This is a genomic window from Streptomyces sp. MBT53, from assembly GCF_016654115.1.
Taxonomy (GTDB): Bacteria; Actinomycetota; Actinomycetes; order Streptomycetales; family Streptomycetaceae; genus Streptomyces.
Genome location: NZ_JAEQAZ010000192.1, coordinates 1 through 15,791, shown reverse-complemented (window position 1 = coordinate 15,791; position 15,791 = coordinate 1). Strand labels below are relative to the sequence as shown.

Annotated in this window: 11 protein-coding genes; 5 read left to right on the top strand and 6 right to left on the bottom strand. The window is 69.6% G+C overall.

Going from position 1 to position 15,791, the window contains the following annotated elements:
- Positions 1-494, top strand: a 494-nt coding sequence (locus JHN45_RS42090; RefSeq protein ID WP_201054623.1) for an MBL fold metallo-hydrolase, incomplete at its 5' end; no start/stop codon positions are given.
- Between the two features lie 34 nt (positions 495-528).
- Positions 529-1,326 (top strand): DUF3097 domain-containing protein, encoded by a 798-nt coding sequence (locus JHN45_RS42085; RefSeq protein ID WP_201054622.1) that lies wholly within the window; start codon positions 529-531, stop codon positions 1,324-1,326.
- On the opposite strand, the gene JHN45_RS42080 is transcribed toward JHN45_RS42085, so the two are convergent.
- The 3 genes from JHN45_RS42080 to JHN45_RS42070 all read right to left on the bottom strand — a co-directional run bounded on the left by JHN45_RS42080 (position 1,316) and on the right by JHN45_RS42070 (position 5,357).
- Positions 1,316-1,882 (bottom strand): Uma2 family endonuclease, encoded by a 567-nt coding sequence (locus tag JHN45_RS42080; RefSeq protein ID WP_201054621.1) that lies wholly within the window; start codon positions 1,880-1,882, stop codon positions 1,316-1,318. The two genes, JHN45_RS42085 and JHN45_RS42080, sit on opposite strands and share 11 nt — an antisense overlap.
- A 101-nt stretch (positions 1,883-1,983) precedes the next feature.
- Positions 1,984-3,216, bottom strand: a complete 1,233-nt coding sequence (gene hemW, locus JHN45_RS42075; protein WP_200713965.1) for a radical SAM family heme chaperone HemW — start codon at positions 3,214-3,216, stop codon at positions 1,984-1,986.
- Positions 3,217-3,464: 248 nt separating this feature from the next.
- A complete protein-coding gene (locus JHN45_RS42070) occupies positions 3,465-5,357 on the bottom strand; it encodes a SpoIIE family protein phosphatase (protein WP_201054620.1) in 1,893 nt (630 codons plus the stop codon).
- Positions 5,358-5,459: 102 nt separating this feature from the next.
- Between JHN45_RS42070 and JHN45_RS42065 the strand changes: the two genes are divergently transcribed.
- Both JHN45_RS42065 and JHN45_RS42060 read left to right on the top strand, forming a co-directional pair.
- Positions 5,460-9,338, top strand: coding sequence for a HAMP domain-containing protein (locus JHN45_RS42065; RefSeq protein ID WP_236584703.1), 3,879 nt, complete (start codon positions 5,460-5,462; stop codon positions 9,336-9,338).
- 16 nt (positions 9,339-9,354) lie between these two features.
- Positions 9,355-9,939, top strand: a complete 585-nt coding sequence (locus tag JHN45_RS42060) for a two-component system response regulator (RefSeq protein ID WP_200713963.1) — start codon at positions 9,355-9,357, stop codon at positions 9,937-9,939.
- 27 nt (positions 9,940-9,966) lie between these two features.
- On the opposite strand, the gene JHN45_RS42055 is transcribed toward JHN45_RS42060, so the two are convergent.
- Positions 9,967-11,850 (bottom strand): long-chain fatty acid--CoA ligase, encoded by a 1,884-nt coding sequence (locus JHN45_RS42055; RefSeq protein WP_201054619.1) that lies wholly within the window; start codon positions 11,848-11,850, stop codon positions 9,967-9,969.
- Positions 11,851-12,077: 227 nt separating this feature from the next.
- A complete protein-coding gene (lepA, locus tag JHN45_RS42050; RefSeq protein WP_200713961.1) occupies positions 12,078-13,952 on the bottom strand; it encodes a translation elongation factor 4 in 1,875 nt (624 codons plus the stop codon).
- Between the two features lie 288 nt (positions 13,953-14,240).
- Here lepA and rpsT point away from each other — a divergent pair, with 288 nt between their 5' ends.
- Complete coding sequence (rpsT, locus tag JHN45_RS42045) at positions 14,241-14,507, top strand: 30S ribosomal protein S20 (protein WP_019074070.1); 267 nt, start codon at positions 14,241-14,243, stop codon at positions 14,505-14,507.
- 217 nt (positions 14,508-14,724) lie between these two features.
- Here the strand turns inward: rpsT and holA are convergent, their stop codons facing one another.
- Positions 14,725-15,714, bottom strand: coding sequence for a DNA polymerase III subunit delta (holA, locus tag JHN45_RS42040; protein WP_201054618.1), 990 nt, complete (start codon positions 15,712-15,714; stop codon positions 14,725-14,727).
- Positions 15,715-15,791 lie beyond the last annotated feature (77 nt).

Here is a 15,791-nt window from a genome sequence, read left to right as displayed (position 1 = left end):
GGGCTGCGGTGTTCGCGGGGGCGACGGTTTTCGCGGGCGGGGGCGCGAGCGGGGTGTTCGAGCGCGGGGGCGAGGAGCTGCTGGCCGACGCGGTGCGCAACGGGCTGGACCCGCGGGCGGCGGAGAACGCGGCGGACGTCTTCGTGCACCCCCGCGAATGCGTGTACGTGTGGGGTCAGGGTCAGCTGCGGCTGGAACTGGACGGCGGCCCGGAGGTCCTGCTGGTGCACGGCCGGGGACACACCGACCACGATCTCGCGGTCGTGGTGCCGGGCGACCCGCCGGTCGTGTTCTGCGGCGACCTGGTCGAGGAGTCCGGTGAACCCCAGGCGGGCCCCGACGCCGTACCGGGTCTCTGGCCTGCCGCCCTGGACCGCCTCCTCGAACTGGGCGGGGAGGACGCGGTGTACGTGCCCGGTCACGGAGCGGTGGTGGATGCGGGGTTCGTGCGGGCCCAACGGGACGCGTTGGCAACGCGTTTCGGCGTGTCGTGACGACGGTCGCCCCGGTTCTCCTATCGTCATCCGAATGCGCCAGTACTCCGCCGACCTGACCCCGCCGTGGAAGAAACCCAAGCCGGCCCCCGAGGTCCCCGCGGAGGCGGGCCTGGTGGTCGAGGAGCCGGGCACCGGTTTCTGCGGCGCGGTGATCCGCTGCGAGGCTGGCACGGTCACCCTGGAGGACCGCTTCGGCAAGCACCGGGTGTTCCCCCTGGAACCGCGCGGCTTCCTCCTGGAGGGCCGCGTGGTGACCCTGGTGAAGCCCGCGTCGAGTCTGCTACGGCCCACCCGTACGGCATCCGGTTCGGTCGCCGTCCCCGGTGCACGCGCGCGCGTGGCCCGTGCCGGGCGGATCTACGTCGAGGGCCGGCACGACGCGGAACTGGTCGAGCGGGTGTGGGGCGACGACCTGCGCATCGAGGGCGTGGTGGTCGAGTACCTGGAGGGTGTCGACGACCTGCCGGCCATCGTGGACGAGTTCGCCCCGGGCCCGGACGCGCGGTTGGGGATCCTGGTGGACCACTTGGTGCCGGGCACCAAGGAGTGGCGCATCGCGCAGTCCGTCACCAGCGAGCACGCGCTCGTGGTCGGCCACCCCTACATCGACATCTGGGAGGCCGTGAAACCGTCCTCCGTGGGCATCGCCGCGTGGCCCCGCGTCCCGCACGGGCAGGACTGGAAGACGGGGGTGTGCCGGGCGCTGGGTTGGCCGGAAAACACCGGTGCGGTGTGGCAGGCGATTCTGGCCAAGGTCCAGTCCTACAAGGACCTGGAGCCGGAACTGCTGGGCAGGGTGGAGGAGTTGATCGACTTCGTCACGGCCTGAGACGCGGCAGGGTGGCAAATGTGGTCGTGTCCAGGTCGATGTCCACGATCGGCAGCGCTACGAGGTCACCGAACTTGCGTGTCCGCTCCGACTGATAGTTCGCCGCCAAGCCGGTCCCGGTCGGCTCCGTCAGCACCATGCACTTGGCCTCGAACGGGTCGATGATCAGGTAGACAGGGACGCCTCCTGCGGCGTAGATCGACCGCTTGTCCACGTAGTCCCGGTGGGCGCTGGTCTTCGATACGACCTCGACGAGCATCGTCACGGCGGGAGCGGGTACGAGTCGTCCCGGACCGTCGTCCGCACCGATCTCCATGACCACTAGATCCGGCTGGGACTCGCTGTTCTCGCCGGGAAAGGCCACATCCTGCGTCTGGAGGCGCTCCCAGAGACTGGAGGGAATCTGGTCCTGCACAGACTGCACGATGCGGTTGTGGACCTTGTCGGGCCCCGCCATCATCACGATGTCCCCCCGGATGAGTTCAGCCTTGTAACCCTCGGGAACCTCAAGGTTCTCGAACGTCTCATGCACTCGGCGATCATCCACAGCAGTCATCTCCGTGGCCCTCCACATCCGCCGCGTTCTGTCGACGGCAGCTTAGGAACCAGCCTAAGGACCGAACCGGCGTTCTGCTTGGATTCACCCCACCCGAGTGATCAGTCCACCAGGTCCCGCACCACCGCGTCCGCCAGCAACCGCCCCCGCAACGTGAGCACGGCGCGTCCCTCGTCGTAGGGCTGCTGCTGCAACAGTCCGTCCGTGAGGGCCCGGCGGGAAGCCGCGAGTCCCTCCAGCCGGAGCAGGTCCAAGGGGGCGCCCTCCCGCAGCCGTAGCTCCAGCAGGATGCGCTCCACCCGGCGGTCCTCCTCCGTGAGGATCTCCCGGCCCGCGCCCGGGGAGCGGCCGGCGGCGAGGGCGCCCGCGTACGCCCCCGGGTGCTTCACGTTCCACCACCGCACCCCGCCCACGTGCGAGTGCGCTCCCGGGCCCGCGCCCCACCAGTCGGCGCCGCGCCAGTAGAGCTCGTTGTGGAGACAACGGCCGGAATTCGATGTCGCCCAGTTCGAGACCTCGTACCAGTCGAAGCCCGCCGCCGACATCACCTCGTCCGCGATCAGATAGCGGTCCGCGTGCACGTCGTCGTCCGTCATCGGGACCTCGCCGCGGCGGATCCGGCGGGCGAGCTGGGTGCCCTCCTCGACGATCAGGGCGTACGCGCTGATGTGGTCGGGGCCCGCGCCGAGGGCCGCGTCGAGGGAGGCGCGCCAGTCGTCGTCGGTCTCGCCCGGGGTGCCGTAGATCAGGTCGAGGTTGACGTGGTCGAAGCCGGCCGCGCGGGCCTCGGAGACGCAGGCCTCGGGGCGGCCGGGGGTGTGCGTGCGGTCCAGCACCTTCAGTACGTGCTGTTTCGCGCTCTGCATGCCGAAGGAGACGCGGTTGAAGCCGCCGTCGCGGAGGGCCGCGAGGTAGGCGGGGTCCACCGACTCCGGGTTGGCCTCCGTGGTGATCTCGGCGTCGGGGGCGAGGCCGAACTCGTCGCGGATCGCGCCCAGCATCCGTACGAGGTCGCCCGCCGCGAGCAGTGTGGGGGTGCCGCCGCCGACGAAGACCGTGCGGACCGGGCGCGGGTCGTCGCCGAGGACCTTGCGGGCCAGGCGGACCTCGTCGATCAGGGTGTCCGCGTAGTTGTCGCGGGAGGCCAGCACTCCGCCCGTGCCGCGCAGCTCGGTCGCCGTGTAGGTGTTGAAGTCGCAGTAGCCGCAGCGGGTCGCGCAGTACGGGACGTGCAGATAGAACCCGAGGGGGCGGTCCCCGGCCCCGGCGAGCGCCTGCGCGGGCAGGGCGCCGTCGTCGGGGACGGGATCACCGTCGGGGAGTGCGGAAGGCATGTCCTCCATTGTCCAGCACCGGGCGGGCTCCTCCGCCTACCCGCCCATTCCGCCTGAAGCACCAGGCGCGCCAAGGCATCCTCCTCCGGAGCCCTCCCCGAACTCATGCACCAGCCACTTGATCAGCTCGGCGCGCAGCCGGTGGGCGCCGTCGCGAGGCCGTCGCCGTCGTCGAACCGGACGGCCCCCGGACCGGCGCTCGGCCACCCCTCCACCACCCGCACAACCGGCTACTCCGCCCGGCCCGCCTACTCCGCCTGGAGCACCAGCAGTGCCATGTCGTCCTCCGGCGGACGTCCGCCGAACTCGTGCACCAGCCGCTTGATCCGTTCCGCGATCAGCTCGGCGTTCAGGCCCGCGCAGTCGGCGAGCGCGGTCGCGAGGCCGTCGCCGTCGTCGAACTGGACGGGGCCGGAGCGGCGCTCGGTGACTCCGTCGGTGACGCACAACAGGCTGTCGCCCGGCCGGAGTTCGAAGGTCTCGCTGGTGTAGGTGACGTCCTCGATGACGCCGAGGAGGGTCTGGGGGCGGGCGGCCGTGGCGACGGAGCCGTCGGGGCCGAGGAGCAGGGGCAGCGGGTGGCCGGCGGAGGCGAGGGTGCAGCGGACGCCGCCGTCGAAGGGGACCAGCTCGCCGTAGAGGAGGGAGAGGAAGCGGGGGCCGTCGCCGACCGGGCCGGGCATGCCGCCCGCGGCGACCAGGGCGTGGGCCGCCGCGTCGGCGGCCTCGGTGGCGTCGTCGAGGAGGAGCTGGTTGAGGCGGTCGAGGACGTCGGCGACGCCGTAGCCCTCGCGGGCGAGGAGCCGTAGCCAGGGGCGGGCGAGGCCGATGACCACCGCCGCCTCGGGGCCCTTGCCCTGGACGTCGCCGAGGGCGAAGCACCAGCGGCCGTCGCCGGCCGGGAAGAGGTCGTAGAAGTCGCCGCTGGGGCCGCCCTTGTCGCAGGGTTCGTAGACGAGGGCGCTGTGCACGCCGGGGATCTCGGCTACGGCGCCGGGCAGCAGGCCGCGCTGGAGGACGCGGCTGATGGTGGCCTGGCGGGCGTACTGGCGGGCCGCGCCGATGGCGAGCGCGACCCGGCGGCTGAGATCCTCGACCAGGCCGGTGACCTCGTCGGGGAAGCACGGCAGCCCGGACCGTCCGATGACCAGGGTGCCGAGTGGACGGCCGCCCGCGATCAGCCGGTACGCCAGTGCCGCGCCGTGGGTGCCGTGCGGGCCGAGGGCGTCGCCGGGCCAGGGGTAGGACGCGGGCCGCAGTGAGTCCTGCGGGCGCGGCGGGTGCTTCTCCAGGGCGCCGCGCAGTTCCTCGATGCGGTTCTCGCTGCCGTGCCAGACGCGGGCGAGGCGCGGTCCGGCGCCGGCCCCGGCGTCCTCGCCCCAGCCCCCGCGGCCCATCGCCTCGTCCTCCAGCCATACGGCGCACCAGTCGGCGAGTCTCGGCACGATCAGCTGTCCGGCGAGCGCGGCGACGAGATCCTCGTCGAGTTGTCCGGCGAGGAGGTCGGAGGCCTCGGCGAGGAAGGAGAGGGCGCCGCGGCCGAGCCAGTCCCGGTCGCGTTCGGCGCGTTGGGGTTCGGGGGCGAGGATCTCGGCGACGCGCAGGCCGCGTTCGGCGCCGTAGGTCTCCAACTCCTCGTCGGCCGGGCGGCCTTCGGCGGGCAGCCGGGCCCACACGGTCTTGGTTCCGGTGCGATAGGTGACGCCCCAGGCCTCGGCGAGCGTGGAGACGAGCCGCAGTCCGCGGCCGAACTCCGGTGTCTCGTACGCCGGTTCACCGCTGTTGTCGCGCGGGGCGCGGGAGGGGTGGTGGTCGGCGACCTCCACGACGACGGACCGGGTGTCCTCCAGGCGGCAGATCAACTCGACGTCCGTACCGGCGTGCACGACGGCGTTGGTGACGAGTTCGCTGACGACGACCATCGCGTCCTCGGTCAGCCGGTCGGTGAGGTGTTCGGTGCCGGACAGGGCGAGTTCGGTCCATTCGCGGAGCGCGGCACGGACCAGGCCGCGGGCGGAGCCGGGCGCGAGGGGGCTTCCGGAGAGCGTGGCGCGCATGGTCGTGCGCGGGTCCGCGCCGTGGTGCGCGGGCGCGCCGGGAGCACGCGAAGTGGTCTCCCGTTGCGTCGGAATTGCCCCCATGCACAGCTCCCCGAGCAGATCGGACGAATACGCCTCGGTCGATGCGGACAGAGTGACAGACTGGCCGCGGCCATAAGCGCCGAGTTACCGAAGTGGGCCGCCATGAGTGAGAACAGTGCTACGCGTGTGCTCGAAGACGGACACAAAGAGGACTGGATTCGAGCATCGGATCTCCGCCCGCTGCTCGCCGTGATGACGGCGGCGCGCGACGGCGACTTCACGAAGGCACCGGAGACGGGTCACGGCATGGTGGCCGAACTGACCGCCGCCTTCAACCAGATCATGGACCGCAGCACCCACTTCAGCTCCGAGACGCAGCGCGTCAAACGGGAGCTGATCCGCCACGGCCGCCTCGACGAACGCCTCTCCGCCAGCCCCGGCCAGGGCGGCTGGACCTCCCGCGTCAACGACGTCAACCAGCTCCTCGACGCCCTGGTCGCCCCGGCCGCCAACGCGACCCGGGTCCTGGACGCGGTGGCGGGCGGCGATCTGACCCAGCGCGTCGATCTCCACGACGGCAGCAGGCAGTTGCGCGGTGATCTACGGCGGCTGGGCCGGGCCGTGAACAAGATGGTGGACCAACTCTCCCTGTTCACCGGGGAGGTGACCCGGGTCGCCCGCGAGGTCGGCACCGAGGGCAGGCTCGGCGGACGGGCCAAGGTGCAGGGTCTGTCGGGCAGTTGGCGTGATGTGACCGAGGCGGTCAACACGATGGCGTCCCGGCTGACCGCGCAGGTCCGGGACATCGCCCTGGTCACGACGGCGGTGGCGCGCGGCGACCTGACCCGTACGGTCACCGTCGAGGCGACCGGTGAGCTGCTCGAACTGAAGCTCACCGTGAACACGATGGTCGACCAGCTCTCCGCGTTCGCCGACGAGGTCACGCGCGTCGCCCGCGAGGTCGGCACCGAGGGCAACCTCGGCGGACGCGCCCAGGTGCGGGGTGTCTCCGGCGTCTGGAAGGACTTGACCGACAACGTCAACTTCATGGCGGACAACCTGACTTCACAGGTCCGCAACATCGCGCTGGTGTCGACGGCCGTGGCGCAGGGCGACCTCGGCAAGAAGATCACCGTGGAGGCGAAGGGCGAGATCCTGGAGCTGAAGTCGACCATCAACACGATGGTGGACCAGCTCTCCGCCTTCGCGGACGAGGTGACGCGCGTGGCGCGCGAGGTCGGCACCGAAGGCAACCTCGGCGGGCAGGCGCAGGTGCGGGGCGTGAGCGGGGTGTGGAAGGACCTGACGGACAACGTCAACTTCATGGCCCTGAACCTGACTTCACAGGTGCGGAACATCGCCCAGGTGACGACCGCCGTCGCCAACGGCGACCTGTCGAAGAAGATCACGGTCGACGCGCGCGGCGAGATCCTCGAACTCAAGGACACCGTCAACACGATGGTGGAGCAGCTGCGCGCCTTCGCCGACGAGGTCACGCGCGTCGCCCGCGAGGTCGGCACCGACGGCCGACTCGGCGGCCGGGCCCAGGTGTTGGGCGTCTCCGGGGTCTGGGCCGACCTGACCGACAACGTCAACTACATGGCCGACAACCTGACTTCACAGGTCCGGAACATCGCGCAGGTCGCGACGGCGGTGGCTCAGGGCGACCTGTCGAAGAAGATCGACGTGGACGCCCGCGGCGAGATCCTGGAACTCAAGACCACCATCAACACGATGGTCGACACCCTCTCCTCCTTCTCCTCCGAGGTCACCCGGGTCGCCCGCGAGGTCGGCTCCGAGGGCCAACTCGGCGGCCAGGCCAGGGTGGAGGGCGTCTACGGCACCTGGAAGCGCCTGACGACCAACGTGAACGAACTCGCGCTGAACCTCACCACGCAGGTTCGCGCGATCGCCGAGGTGGCGTCGGCGGTGGCGCAGGGCGACATGTCCCGCTCGATCACGGTGGAGACCCAGGGCGAGGTCACCGAGCTCAAGGACAACATCAACCTGATGGTGGCCAACCTCCGCGAGACGACCCGCGCGAAGGACTGGCTGGAGTCCAACCTGGCCCGCCTCGCCGCGCTGATGCAGGGGCACCGGGACCTGATGGAGGTCGCCGACCTGATCCTGCGCGAGCTGACCCCGCTGGTGAACGCGCAGTACGGGGCGTTCTTCCTGGCCGATCCCGACGAGGACAGTCTGCGGGCCGCGATCCCGGCCAAGGGCCTCGCGTTCATCGCGGGGTACGGGTCCGCGCAGGCCGCGACCGTGGACACGGGCGGTATGCCGGTGCACGGTCTGGTGCGGCAGGCGGCGCGGGAGAAGAAGCGGATCCTGGTGGAGGAGGCCCCGCCGGACTACATCAAGATCAACAGCGGGCTCGGGGAAGCCGCCCCGGCGAGCGTGGTCATCATCCCGATCATCTTCGAGGACAAGCTCCTCGGCGTCATCGAACTGGCCTCGTTCTCCCGCTTCTCCGACGTCCACCTCGCGTTCTTCGACCAGTTCGTGAACACCATCGGCGTCGCGATCAACACCATCATCGCCAACTCCCGCACGGAGTCCCTGCTCGGCGAGTCCCAGCGGCTCGCGATGCAGTTGCAGGAACGTTCGGACGAACTCCAGAAGCAGCAGGCCGAGTTGCAGCGCTCGAACGCCGAACTGGAGGAGAAGGCGGCCCTGTTGGCGACCAGCTCCCAGTACAAGTCGGAGTTCCTGGCGAACATGTCGCACGAACTCCGCACCCCGCTCAACTCGCTGCTGATCCTGGCCCGGCTGCTCTCCGACAACCCGGACGGTCATCTCTCCGACCAGGAAGTGCAGTTCGCGACCACGATCCACCGCTCCGGCTCGGACCTGCTCCAGCTCATCAACGACATCCTCGACCTCTCCAAGATCGAGGCCGGCCGGATGGACGTACGCCCCAAGCGGCTGCCCCTCATCAAGCTCCTCGACTACGTCCACGCCACGTTCCGCCCGCTCACCCTGGACCGGGGGCTCGCCTTCGAGGTGTCGGTCGGCGAGGACGTACCGCGCGAGATGTGGTCGGACGAACAACGGCTCCAACAGATCCTGCGCAACCTGCTGTCCAACGCCATCAAGTTCACCGCGACGGGGCGGGTCGAACTCCGCGTCAACCGGGTCAAGGACCCCGACCACCGCTACTCCCACGACAGCGACGAGGTCATCGCGTTCGCCGTCTCCGACACCGGCATCGGGATCGCCGCCGAGAAACTCCCGGTGATCTTCGAGGCGTTCCAGCAGGCCGACGGCACGACCAACCGCAAGTACGGCGGTACGGGCCTCGGGTTGTCGATCAGCCGGGAGATCGCCGGGCTGCTCGGCGGCCGTATCGTCGCGGAGAGCGAACCGGGCAGCGGCTCGACCTTCACGCTCTACGTGCCCGTCGTCAGCCCCGGTCACGCGGCGACCGGGCGGACGACCGAGGACCAGGAACTGCCCATGGTGGCCGAGCAGTTGTCGTCCGAAGCGTTCACCGGGCACGAGGTGGACGACTCGTGGCCCACGCCCACCAAGCTGGAGGCGTGGAAGGCCGGCCGGGCCGGTCAAGTACTGCCGGGGCGGCGGGTGTTGATCGTGGACGACGACATCCGCAACGTCTTCGCGCTCACCCACGTCCTGGGCCGCGTCGGCATGCCGGTGCTCTACGCGGAGAACGGCCGCGAGGGCATCGAGACCCTGGAGCGCAACCCGGACGTCGAACTCGTGCTGATGGACATCATGATGCCGGAGATGGACGGCTACGAGACCATCGCCGCCATCCGCCGCGCCCCGCGCTGGACCGGCCTGCCCATCGTCGCGCTCACCGCCAAGGCGATGCCCGGCGACCGGGAGAAGTCCATCGCGCGGGGCGCCAACGACTACGTGCCCAAGCCGGTGGACGTGGACCAGCTGCTGACCGTCGTCTGCGCCCTCCTGGACCCCGAGGCCGAGGACGGCACGGCGGCGGACATCGGGGGGACGGACATCGCGGGGACGGATGCGGGTACCCGGGGAGACGGCGGCACCGCCGAGGACTGAGTGAGGCACAGTCATCATGAGCGCTGAGGCAACGACCGACGAGAGTGCCGGCATCCTCCTGGTCGACGACATGGAGGACAACCTGATCGCGCTGGAGGCCGTGCTGGGGTCTCTCAACGAGCCACTGGTACGGGCTCGTTCGGGCGAGGAGGCGATGAAGGCGCTGCTGCGGCAGCGTTTCGCCGTCGTCCTGCTGGACATCCGTATGCCGGGCATGGACGGGTTCGAGACCGCGGCCAACATCAAACGGCTCGACCAGACCAAGGACGTCCCGATCATCTTCCTGACCGGCAGCGACTCGGACGCGGGGTACGCGTTCCGTGGGTACGCCACGGGCGCCGCCGACTACTTGACCAAGCCGTTCGATCCGTGGGTGCTGCGGGCGAAGGTGACCGTCTTCCTCGAACTGCACCGGAAGAACCAGCTGTTGGAGCGGATGCTGGCCCGTGAGCAGGGGCAGTTCGAGGAACTGGCGTCGCGGCTCAAGGAGATCGAGACGCAGATGGCCGCCAGCACGGTGGACGAAGTGCGCGAACTGGCCAACCAGGTAAGGCAGATGGAGCAGCTGGTGCAGAACATGCGCCGGGGGCACAGCCGTTAGGACCGTGCCCCCGGTGACGACAGGCCGCTACGCCTCCCGCGAACCCGCGTACATCTCGTCGATCAGGTGCTTGTACTCCCGTTCCACCACCGGGCGCTTGAGCTTGAGGCTCGGGGTGATCTCGCCGTGTTCCACGTCGAGGTCGCGCGGGAGGAGGCGGAACTTCTTGATGGTCTGCCAGCGCTGGAGGCCCTCGTTGAGCTGCTTGACGTAGCCCTCGATCAGGGCGACCGTCGCGGGGGCGGCGACGACCTCGGCGTAGGACTTGCCTTCGAGGCCGTTCTCCTTCGCCCAGTCCAGGATGGACGGTTCGTCGAGGGCGATGAGGGCGGTGCAGAAGTTCCGGTCGGCGCCGTGCACCAGGATGTTGGAGACGTACGGGCACACTGCCTTGAACTGGCCCTCGACCTCGGTGGGCGCGATGTACTTGCCGCCGGACGTTTTGATGAGGTCCTTCTTGCGGTCCGTGATGCGGAGGTAGCCGTCGGGGGACAGCTCGCCGATGTCGCCGGTGTGGAACCAGCCGTCCGGCTCCAGGACTTCGGCGGTCTTCTCGGGCAGCCCGTGGTAGCCCTCCATGATGCCGGGGCCGCGCAGCAGGATCTCGCCGTCGTCCGCGATGCGCACCTCCGTGCCGGGCAGCGGCTTGCCGACCGTGCCGGTGCGGTAGGCCTCGCCGGGGTTCACGAAGGAGGCCGCGGAGGACTCGGTCAGGCCGTAGCCCTCCAGGATGTGGATGCCCGCGCCGGCGAAGAAGTAGCCGATCTCGGGCGAGAGCGCGGCCGATCCGGAGACACACGCGCGCAGCTTGCCGCCGAAGGCCTCACGGATCTTCGCGTACACCAGCGCGTCGGCGACCTTGTGCTTGGCGGCGAGACCGAAGGGCGCGGTGGCCGTGCCGGTGCGGCGGAAGTTGTCCTGGGTGACCTTGGCGTACTCTCGGGCGACCTCCGCCGCCCACTGGAAGATCTTGTACTTGGCGGCGCCACCGGCCCGCGCCTTGGCCGCGACCCCGTTGTAGACCTTCTCGAAGATGCGCGGAACGGCCGCCATGTACGTCGGCTGCACGATCGGGAGATGCTCGATGATCTTGTCCGGCCGGCCGTCCACCGCGGTGACGTGCCCGATCTCGATGTGGCCGGACGTGAGCACCTTGCCGAAGACGTGCGCCAGCGGCAGCCACAGGTACTGCACGTCCTCGGGGCCGAGCAGGCCGGTCGCCGCGATGGCCTTCGCGAGATACGACCAGTTGTCGTGCGGGAGGCGGACGCCCTTGGGGCGGCCGGTGGTGCCGGAGGTGTAGATGATCGTCGCGAGCTGGTCCTTGGTGATGCCCGCGATCCGCTCCTTGATCACATCCGGGTTCTTCTCCAGGTACGCGGCACCGCGCTCCTCCAGGTCGGCCAGGCTCAGCACCCAGTCGCCGGTCTCCGCGGTGTCGACGCCGGTCGGGTCGATGACCACGACATGCGTCAGCTCGGGCAGCTCGGCGCGCTGCTCCAGGGCCTTGGCGAGCTGCGTCGCGTCCTCCGCGATCAGGATCTTGCTGCCGGAGTCGGCGAGGATGAAGGTCGACTCGTCGGCGTTGGTCTGCGGATACACCGTGGTCGTGGCGGCGCCGGCGCACATGATGCCCAGGTCGGCGAGGATCCACTCGATCCGGGTGGCGGAGGCGAGCGCGACGCGCTGCTCGGGCTGTACGCCCAGTTCGATCAGACCGGCCGCGATCGCGAAGACCCGCTCGGCGGCCTGCGCCCAGGTCAGCGACTTCCAGTCGTCGGGGCCCTCGCCGGAGGCCGCGGGCACCGGGTGACGGTAGGCCTCGGTGTCCGGCGTGGCCGCCACGCGCTCCAGGAAGAGGCCCGCGACGGACGGCGGACGGTTCTCGATCAGGGTCTGTGTGTCGCTCACGACGTCCTCCGGGGCCCGCGACGGTGCGGCTGGCTCATTGCTACGGCTGTTGTTTAACTCGCGAGTAACCATCGAGCAGTGATCAGAGTAAGGCGCGACCGCCCGGTGCGTAAGGGGCGGCGGACTGTCGCTTCCTACAGAGCCAGGACGCGGGGCCCGCCGCGCGACAGCACGACGGGCCCCGGGGATCGTCTCGGTTTGCTCCGGAATCCCGGTGTACGGGCCCGCTACTTCTTGCCCTTGGCGCCGCCACCGCTGTCGTCACTGGACAGCACGGCGATGAACGCCTCCTGGGGAACCTCCACGGAACCCACCATCTTCATCCGCTTCTTGCCCTCCTTCTGCTTCTCCAGCAGCTTCCGCTTACGCGAGATGTCACCGCCGTAGCACTTGGCGAGGACGTCCTTGCGGATGGCGCGGATCGTCTCGCGGGCGATGACCCGCGAGCCGATGGCCGCCTGGATGGGCACCTCGAAGGCCTGCCGCGGGATCAGCTCGCGCAGCTTGGCGACCAGCCGCACGCCGTACGCGTACGCCGCGTCCTTGTGAGTGATCGCCGAGAAGGCGTCCACCTTGTCGCCGTGCAGCAGGATGTCGACCTTGACCAGGCTGGAGTCGACCTCGCCGGTGGGCTCGTAGTCGAGCGAGGCGTAGCCGCGGGTCTTGGACTTCAGCTGGTCGAAGAAGTCGAAGACGATCTCCGCGAGGGGCAGCGTGTAACGGATCTCGACGCGGTCCTCGGAGAGGTAGTCCATGCCGAGCAGGGTGCCGCGCCGGGTCTGGCACAGCTCCATGATCGCGCCGATGAACTCCGACGGCGCGAGGATCGTCGCGCGCACGACGGGCTCGTAGACCTTGTCGATCTTCCCCTCGGGGAACTCGCTCGGGTTGGTGACGACGTGCTCGCTGCCGTCCTCCATGTCGACCCGGTACACCACGTTCGGCGCGGTCGCGATGAGATCGAGCCCGAACTCTCGCTCCAGCCGCTCCCGGATCACGTCCAGGTGCAGCAGCCCGAGGAAACCGACACGGAAGCCGAAGCCGAGGGCGGCGGAGGTCTCCGGCTCGTAGACCAGCGCGGCATCGTTGAGCTGGAGCTTGTCGAGGGCCTCGCGCAGCTCCGGGTAGTCGGACCCGTCCAGCGGATAAAGACCCGAGAAGACCATCGGCTTGGGGTCCTTGTAACCGCCGAGCGCCTCGGTCGCGCCCTTGTGCAGGGTGGTGATGGTGTCACCGACCTTGGACTGACGGACGTCCTTCACACCGGTGATCAGATAGCCGACCTCGCCGACCCCGAGCCCGTCCGCGCCAAGCATCTCCGGCGAGTTCGTCCCGATCTCCAGCAGCTCGTGCGTGGCGTTCGTGGACATCATCCGGATCTTCTCGCGCTTGGTGAGCAGCCCGTCAATGACCCTGATGTACGTCACGACACCGCGGTACGAGTCGTAGACCGAGTCGAAGATCATGGCGCGGGCGGGCGCGTCCGCGTTCCCGACCGGCGCCGGGACCTCCTTGACGACCTTGTTCAGCAGCGCGTCGACACCGAGCCCGGTCTTCGCCGAGACCCTGAGCACGTCCTCGGGGTCACAGCCCACCAGGTTCGCCAGCTCCTCCGCGAACTTCTCGGGCTGCGCGGCCGGCAGGTCGATCTTGTTCAGCACGGGGATGATCGTGAGGTCGTTCTCCATCGCCAGGTAGAGGTTGGCGAGGGTCTGGGCCTCGATGCCCTGGGCGGCGTCCACGAGCAGCACGGTGCCCTCGCAGGCGGCGAGCGACCGCGAGACCTCGTACGTGAAGTCGACGTGTCCCGGGGTGTCGATCATGTTGAGGATGTGCGTACTGCCCTTGTCGGCCCCGTCGGTGGGGGCCCACGGCAGACGCACCGCCTGGGACTTGATCGTGATGCCGCGCTCGCGCTCGATGTCCATGCGGTCGAGGTACTGAGCACGCATCTGCCGCTGGTCGACCACTCCGGTCAGCTGGAGCATCCGGTCGGCCAGGGTGGACTTGCCGTGGTCGATGTGCGCGATGATGCAGAAATTGCGGATCAGCGCCGGGTCGGTACGGCTCGGCTCGGGCACATGGCTGGGGATCGCGGGCACGCAGGGTCCTGATTCTTGAGGCGTCCGCAGTGTCTGCGGTCTCGGGTCGGATCGATACGTAGGCTCCATGGTCCCACGCGTGGGAGGTGCGGTCCGGTTTGGGCCGGTGCGAGACGGTAACGGATCGGGCCGCGGAAGCCGGTTTGGGTGGGTCAGTGGGCTGCTGGTAGCCTGGGTGGCTGTGTCTCATGCCCTCTCTTGCTCGAGTTCGGCACGAGACACACCCCAAGAAAAATCATCGGCCCGGGACCCGTGCGGCCCCGTGCCAGAACCTGCAAAGGCTCATTCGTGGCGAACATCAAGTCCCAGATCAAGCGGATCAAGACCAACGAGAAGGCTCGGCTGCGCAACAAGGCCGTCAAGTCCTCCCTGAAGACCGCGATCCGCAAGGCCCGCGAGGCCGCTGCCGCGGGTGACGTCGAGAAGGCCACCGAGTACCAGCGCGCTGCCGCGCGTCAGCTCGACAAGGCCGTCTCGAAGGGCGTCATCCACAAGAACCAGGCCGCCAACAAGAAGTCGGCGCTTGCTTCCAAGGTCACCGCGCTCAAGGGCTGATCCTTCCGCACTTGCCTCGGCCCGCGCTCGCGCGGACCGGACCAGTAGCAATCCGCCGTGAGGACAACGTCGAGCCCTCTACCTCGATTCACGGACAGACATCGTGGTCGCCACGCCACGTACAGTGCCCCCGGACCCACTTCGGGGGCATTGCTGTATCCGCGCACAGGTGTCGGCCTGCGGGTACCGGCCGCCTGCTCTGTCGGCCGGGGGTCCGCTACGACTGTCCCCGCGACCGTGCCGCCCGGGCGATCGTGACGACCGCCTTCTCCAACGCGTACTCCGGATCGTCCCCACCGCCCTTCACTCCCGCGTCCGCCTCGGCCACGGCCCGCAGCGCGACGGAGACCGCGTCCGGTGTCCAGCCCCGCATCTGCTGCCGCACCCGGTCGATCTTCCACGGCGGCATCCCCAGCTCACGCGCCAGATCCGCCGGCCGCCCGCCACGCGCCGACGACAGCTTCCCGATCGCCCGCACCCCCTGCGCCAACGCGCTGGTGATCAGCACCGGCGCCACCCCGGTGGACAGCGACCACCGCAGCGCCTCCAGCGCCTCCGCCGCCCGCCCCTCCACGGCCCGGTCCGCGACCGTGAAGCTCGACGCCTCGGCCCGCCCCGTGTAATACCGCCCGACGACCGCCTCGTCGATGGTCCCCTCGACGTCGGCGACCAACTGGGAGACCGCGGACGCCAGCTCCCGCAGATCGCTGCCGATGGAGTCGACGAGCGCCTGGCAGGCCTCCGGCGTGGCGGATCTCCCGGTCGCCCGGAACTCGCTCCGCACGAAGGCCAGCCGGTCCGCCGGCTTCGTCATCTTGGGACAGGCCACCTCCCGCGCGCCCGCCTTGCGCGCGGCATCGAGCAACGCCTTGCCCTTGACCCCGCCCGCGTGCAGCAGCACCAGCGTGATCTCCTCGGCGGGCGCCCCGAGATACCCCTTCACGTCCTTGATCGTGTCCGCGGACAGATCCTGCGCGTTGCGTACGACCACGACCTTGCGCTCCGCGAAGAGCGAGGGGCTGGTCAACTCGGCGAGGGTGCCGGGCTGCAGCTGGTCCGAGGTCAGGTCACGTACGTCCGTGTCGGCGTCGGCGGCCCTGGCGGCGGCCACCACCTCCTGCACGGCACGGTCGAGCAGGAGGTCCTCCTGGCCCACGGCAAGCGTCACCGGGGCGAGAGGGTCGTCATTCGCAGTCTTCTTGGCCATCTCGTAAAGCATCGCACGCGGCACTGACAACGGAGGTGGGTGCGGGTCACGCCGGGTGCTGTTCCGTGGGTGGGCTG

What these genes read in the sequence shown, in the direction of transcription:
- JHN45_RS42085 (WP_201054622.1), top strand. Translation starts at nt 529, where the DNA reads ATGCGCCAGTACTCCGCCGACCTGACCCCGCCGTGGAAGAAACCCAAG.
- JHN45_RS42080 (WP_201054621.1), bottom strand. Translation starts at nt 1,882, where the DNA reads ATGACTGCTGTGGATGATCGCCGAGTGCATGAGACGTTCGAGAACCTT.
- hemW (WP_200713965.1), bottom strand. Translation starts at nt 3,216, where the DNA reads ATGCCTTCCGCACTCCCCGACGGTGATCCCGTCCCCGACGACGGCGCC.
- JHN45_RS42070 (WP_201054620.1), bottom strand. Translation starts at nt 5,357, where the DNA reads ATGGGGGCAATTCCGACGCAACGGGAGACCACTTCGCGTGCTCCCGGC.
- JHN45_RS42065 (WP_236584703.1), top strand. Translation starts at nt 5,460, where the DNA reads ATGAGTGAGAACAGTGCTACGCGTGTGCTCGAAGACGGACACAAAGAG.
- JHN45_RS42060 (WP_200713963.1), top strand. Translation starts at nt 9,355, where the DNA reads ATGAGCGCTGAGGCAACGACCGACGAGAGTGCCGGCATCCTCCTGGTC.
- holA (WP_201054618.1), bottom strand. Translation starts at nt 15,714, where the DNA reads ATGGCCAAGAAGACTGCGAATGACGACCCTCTCGCCCCGGTGACGCTT.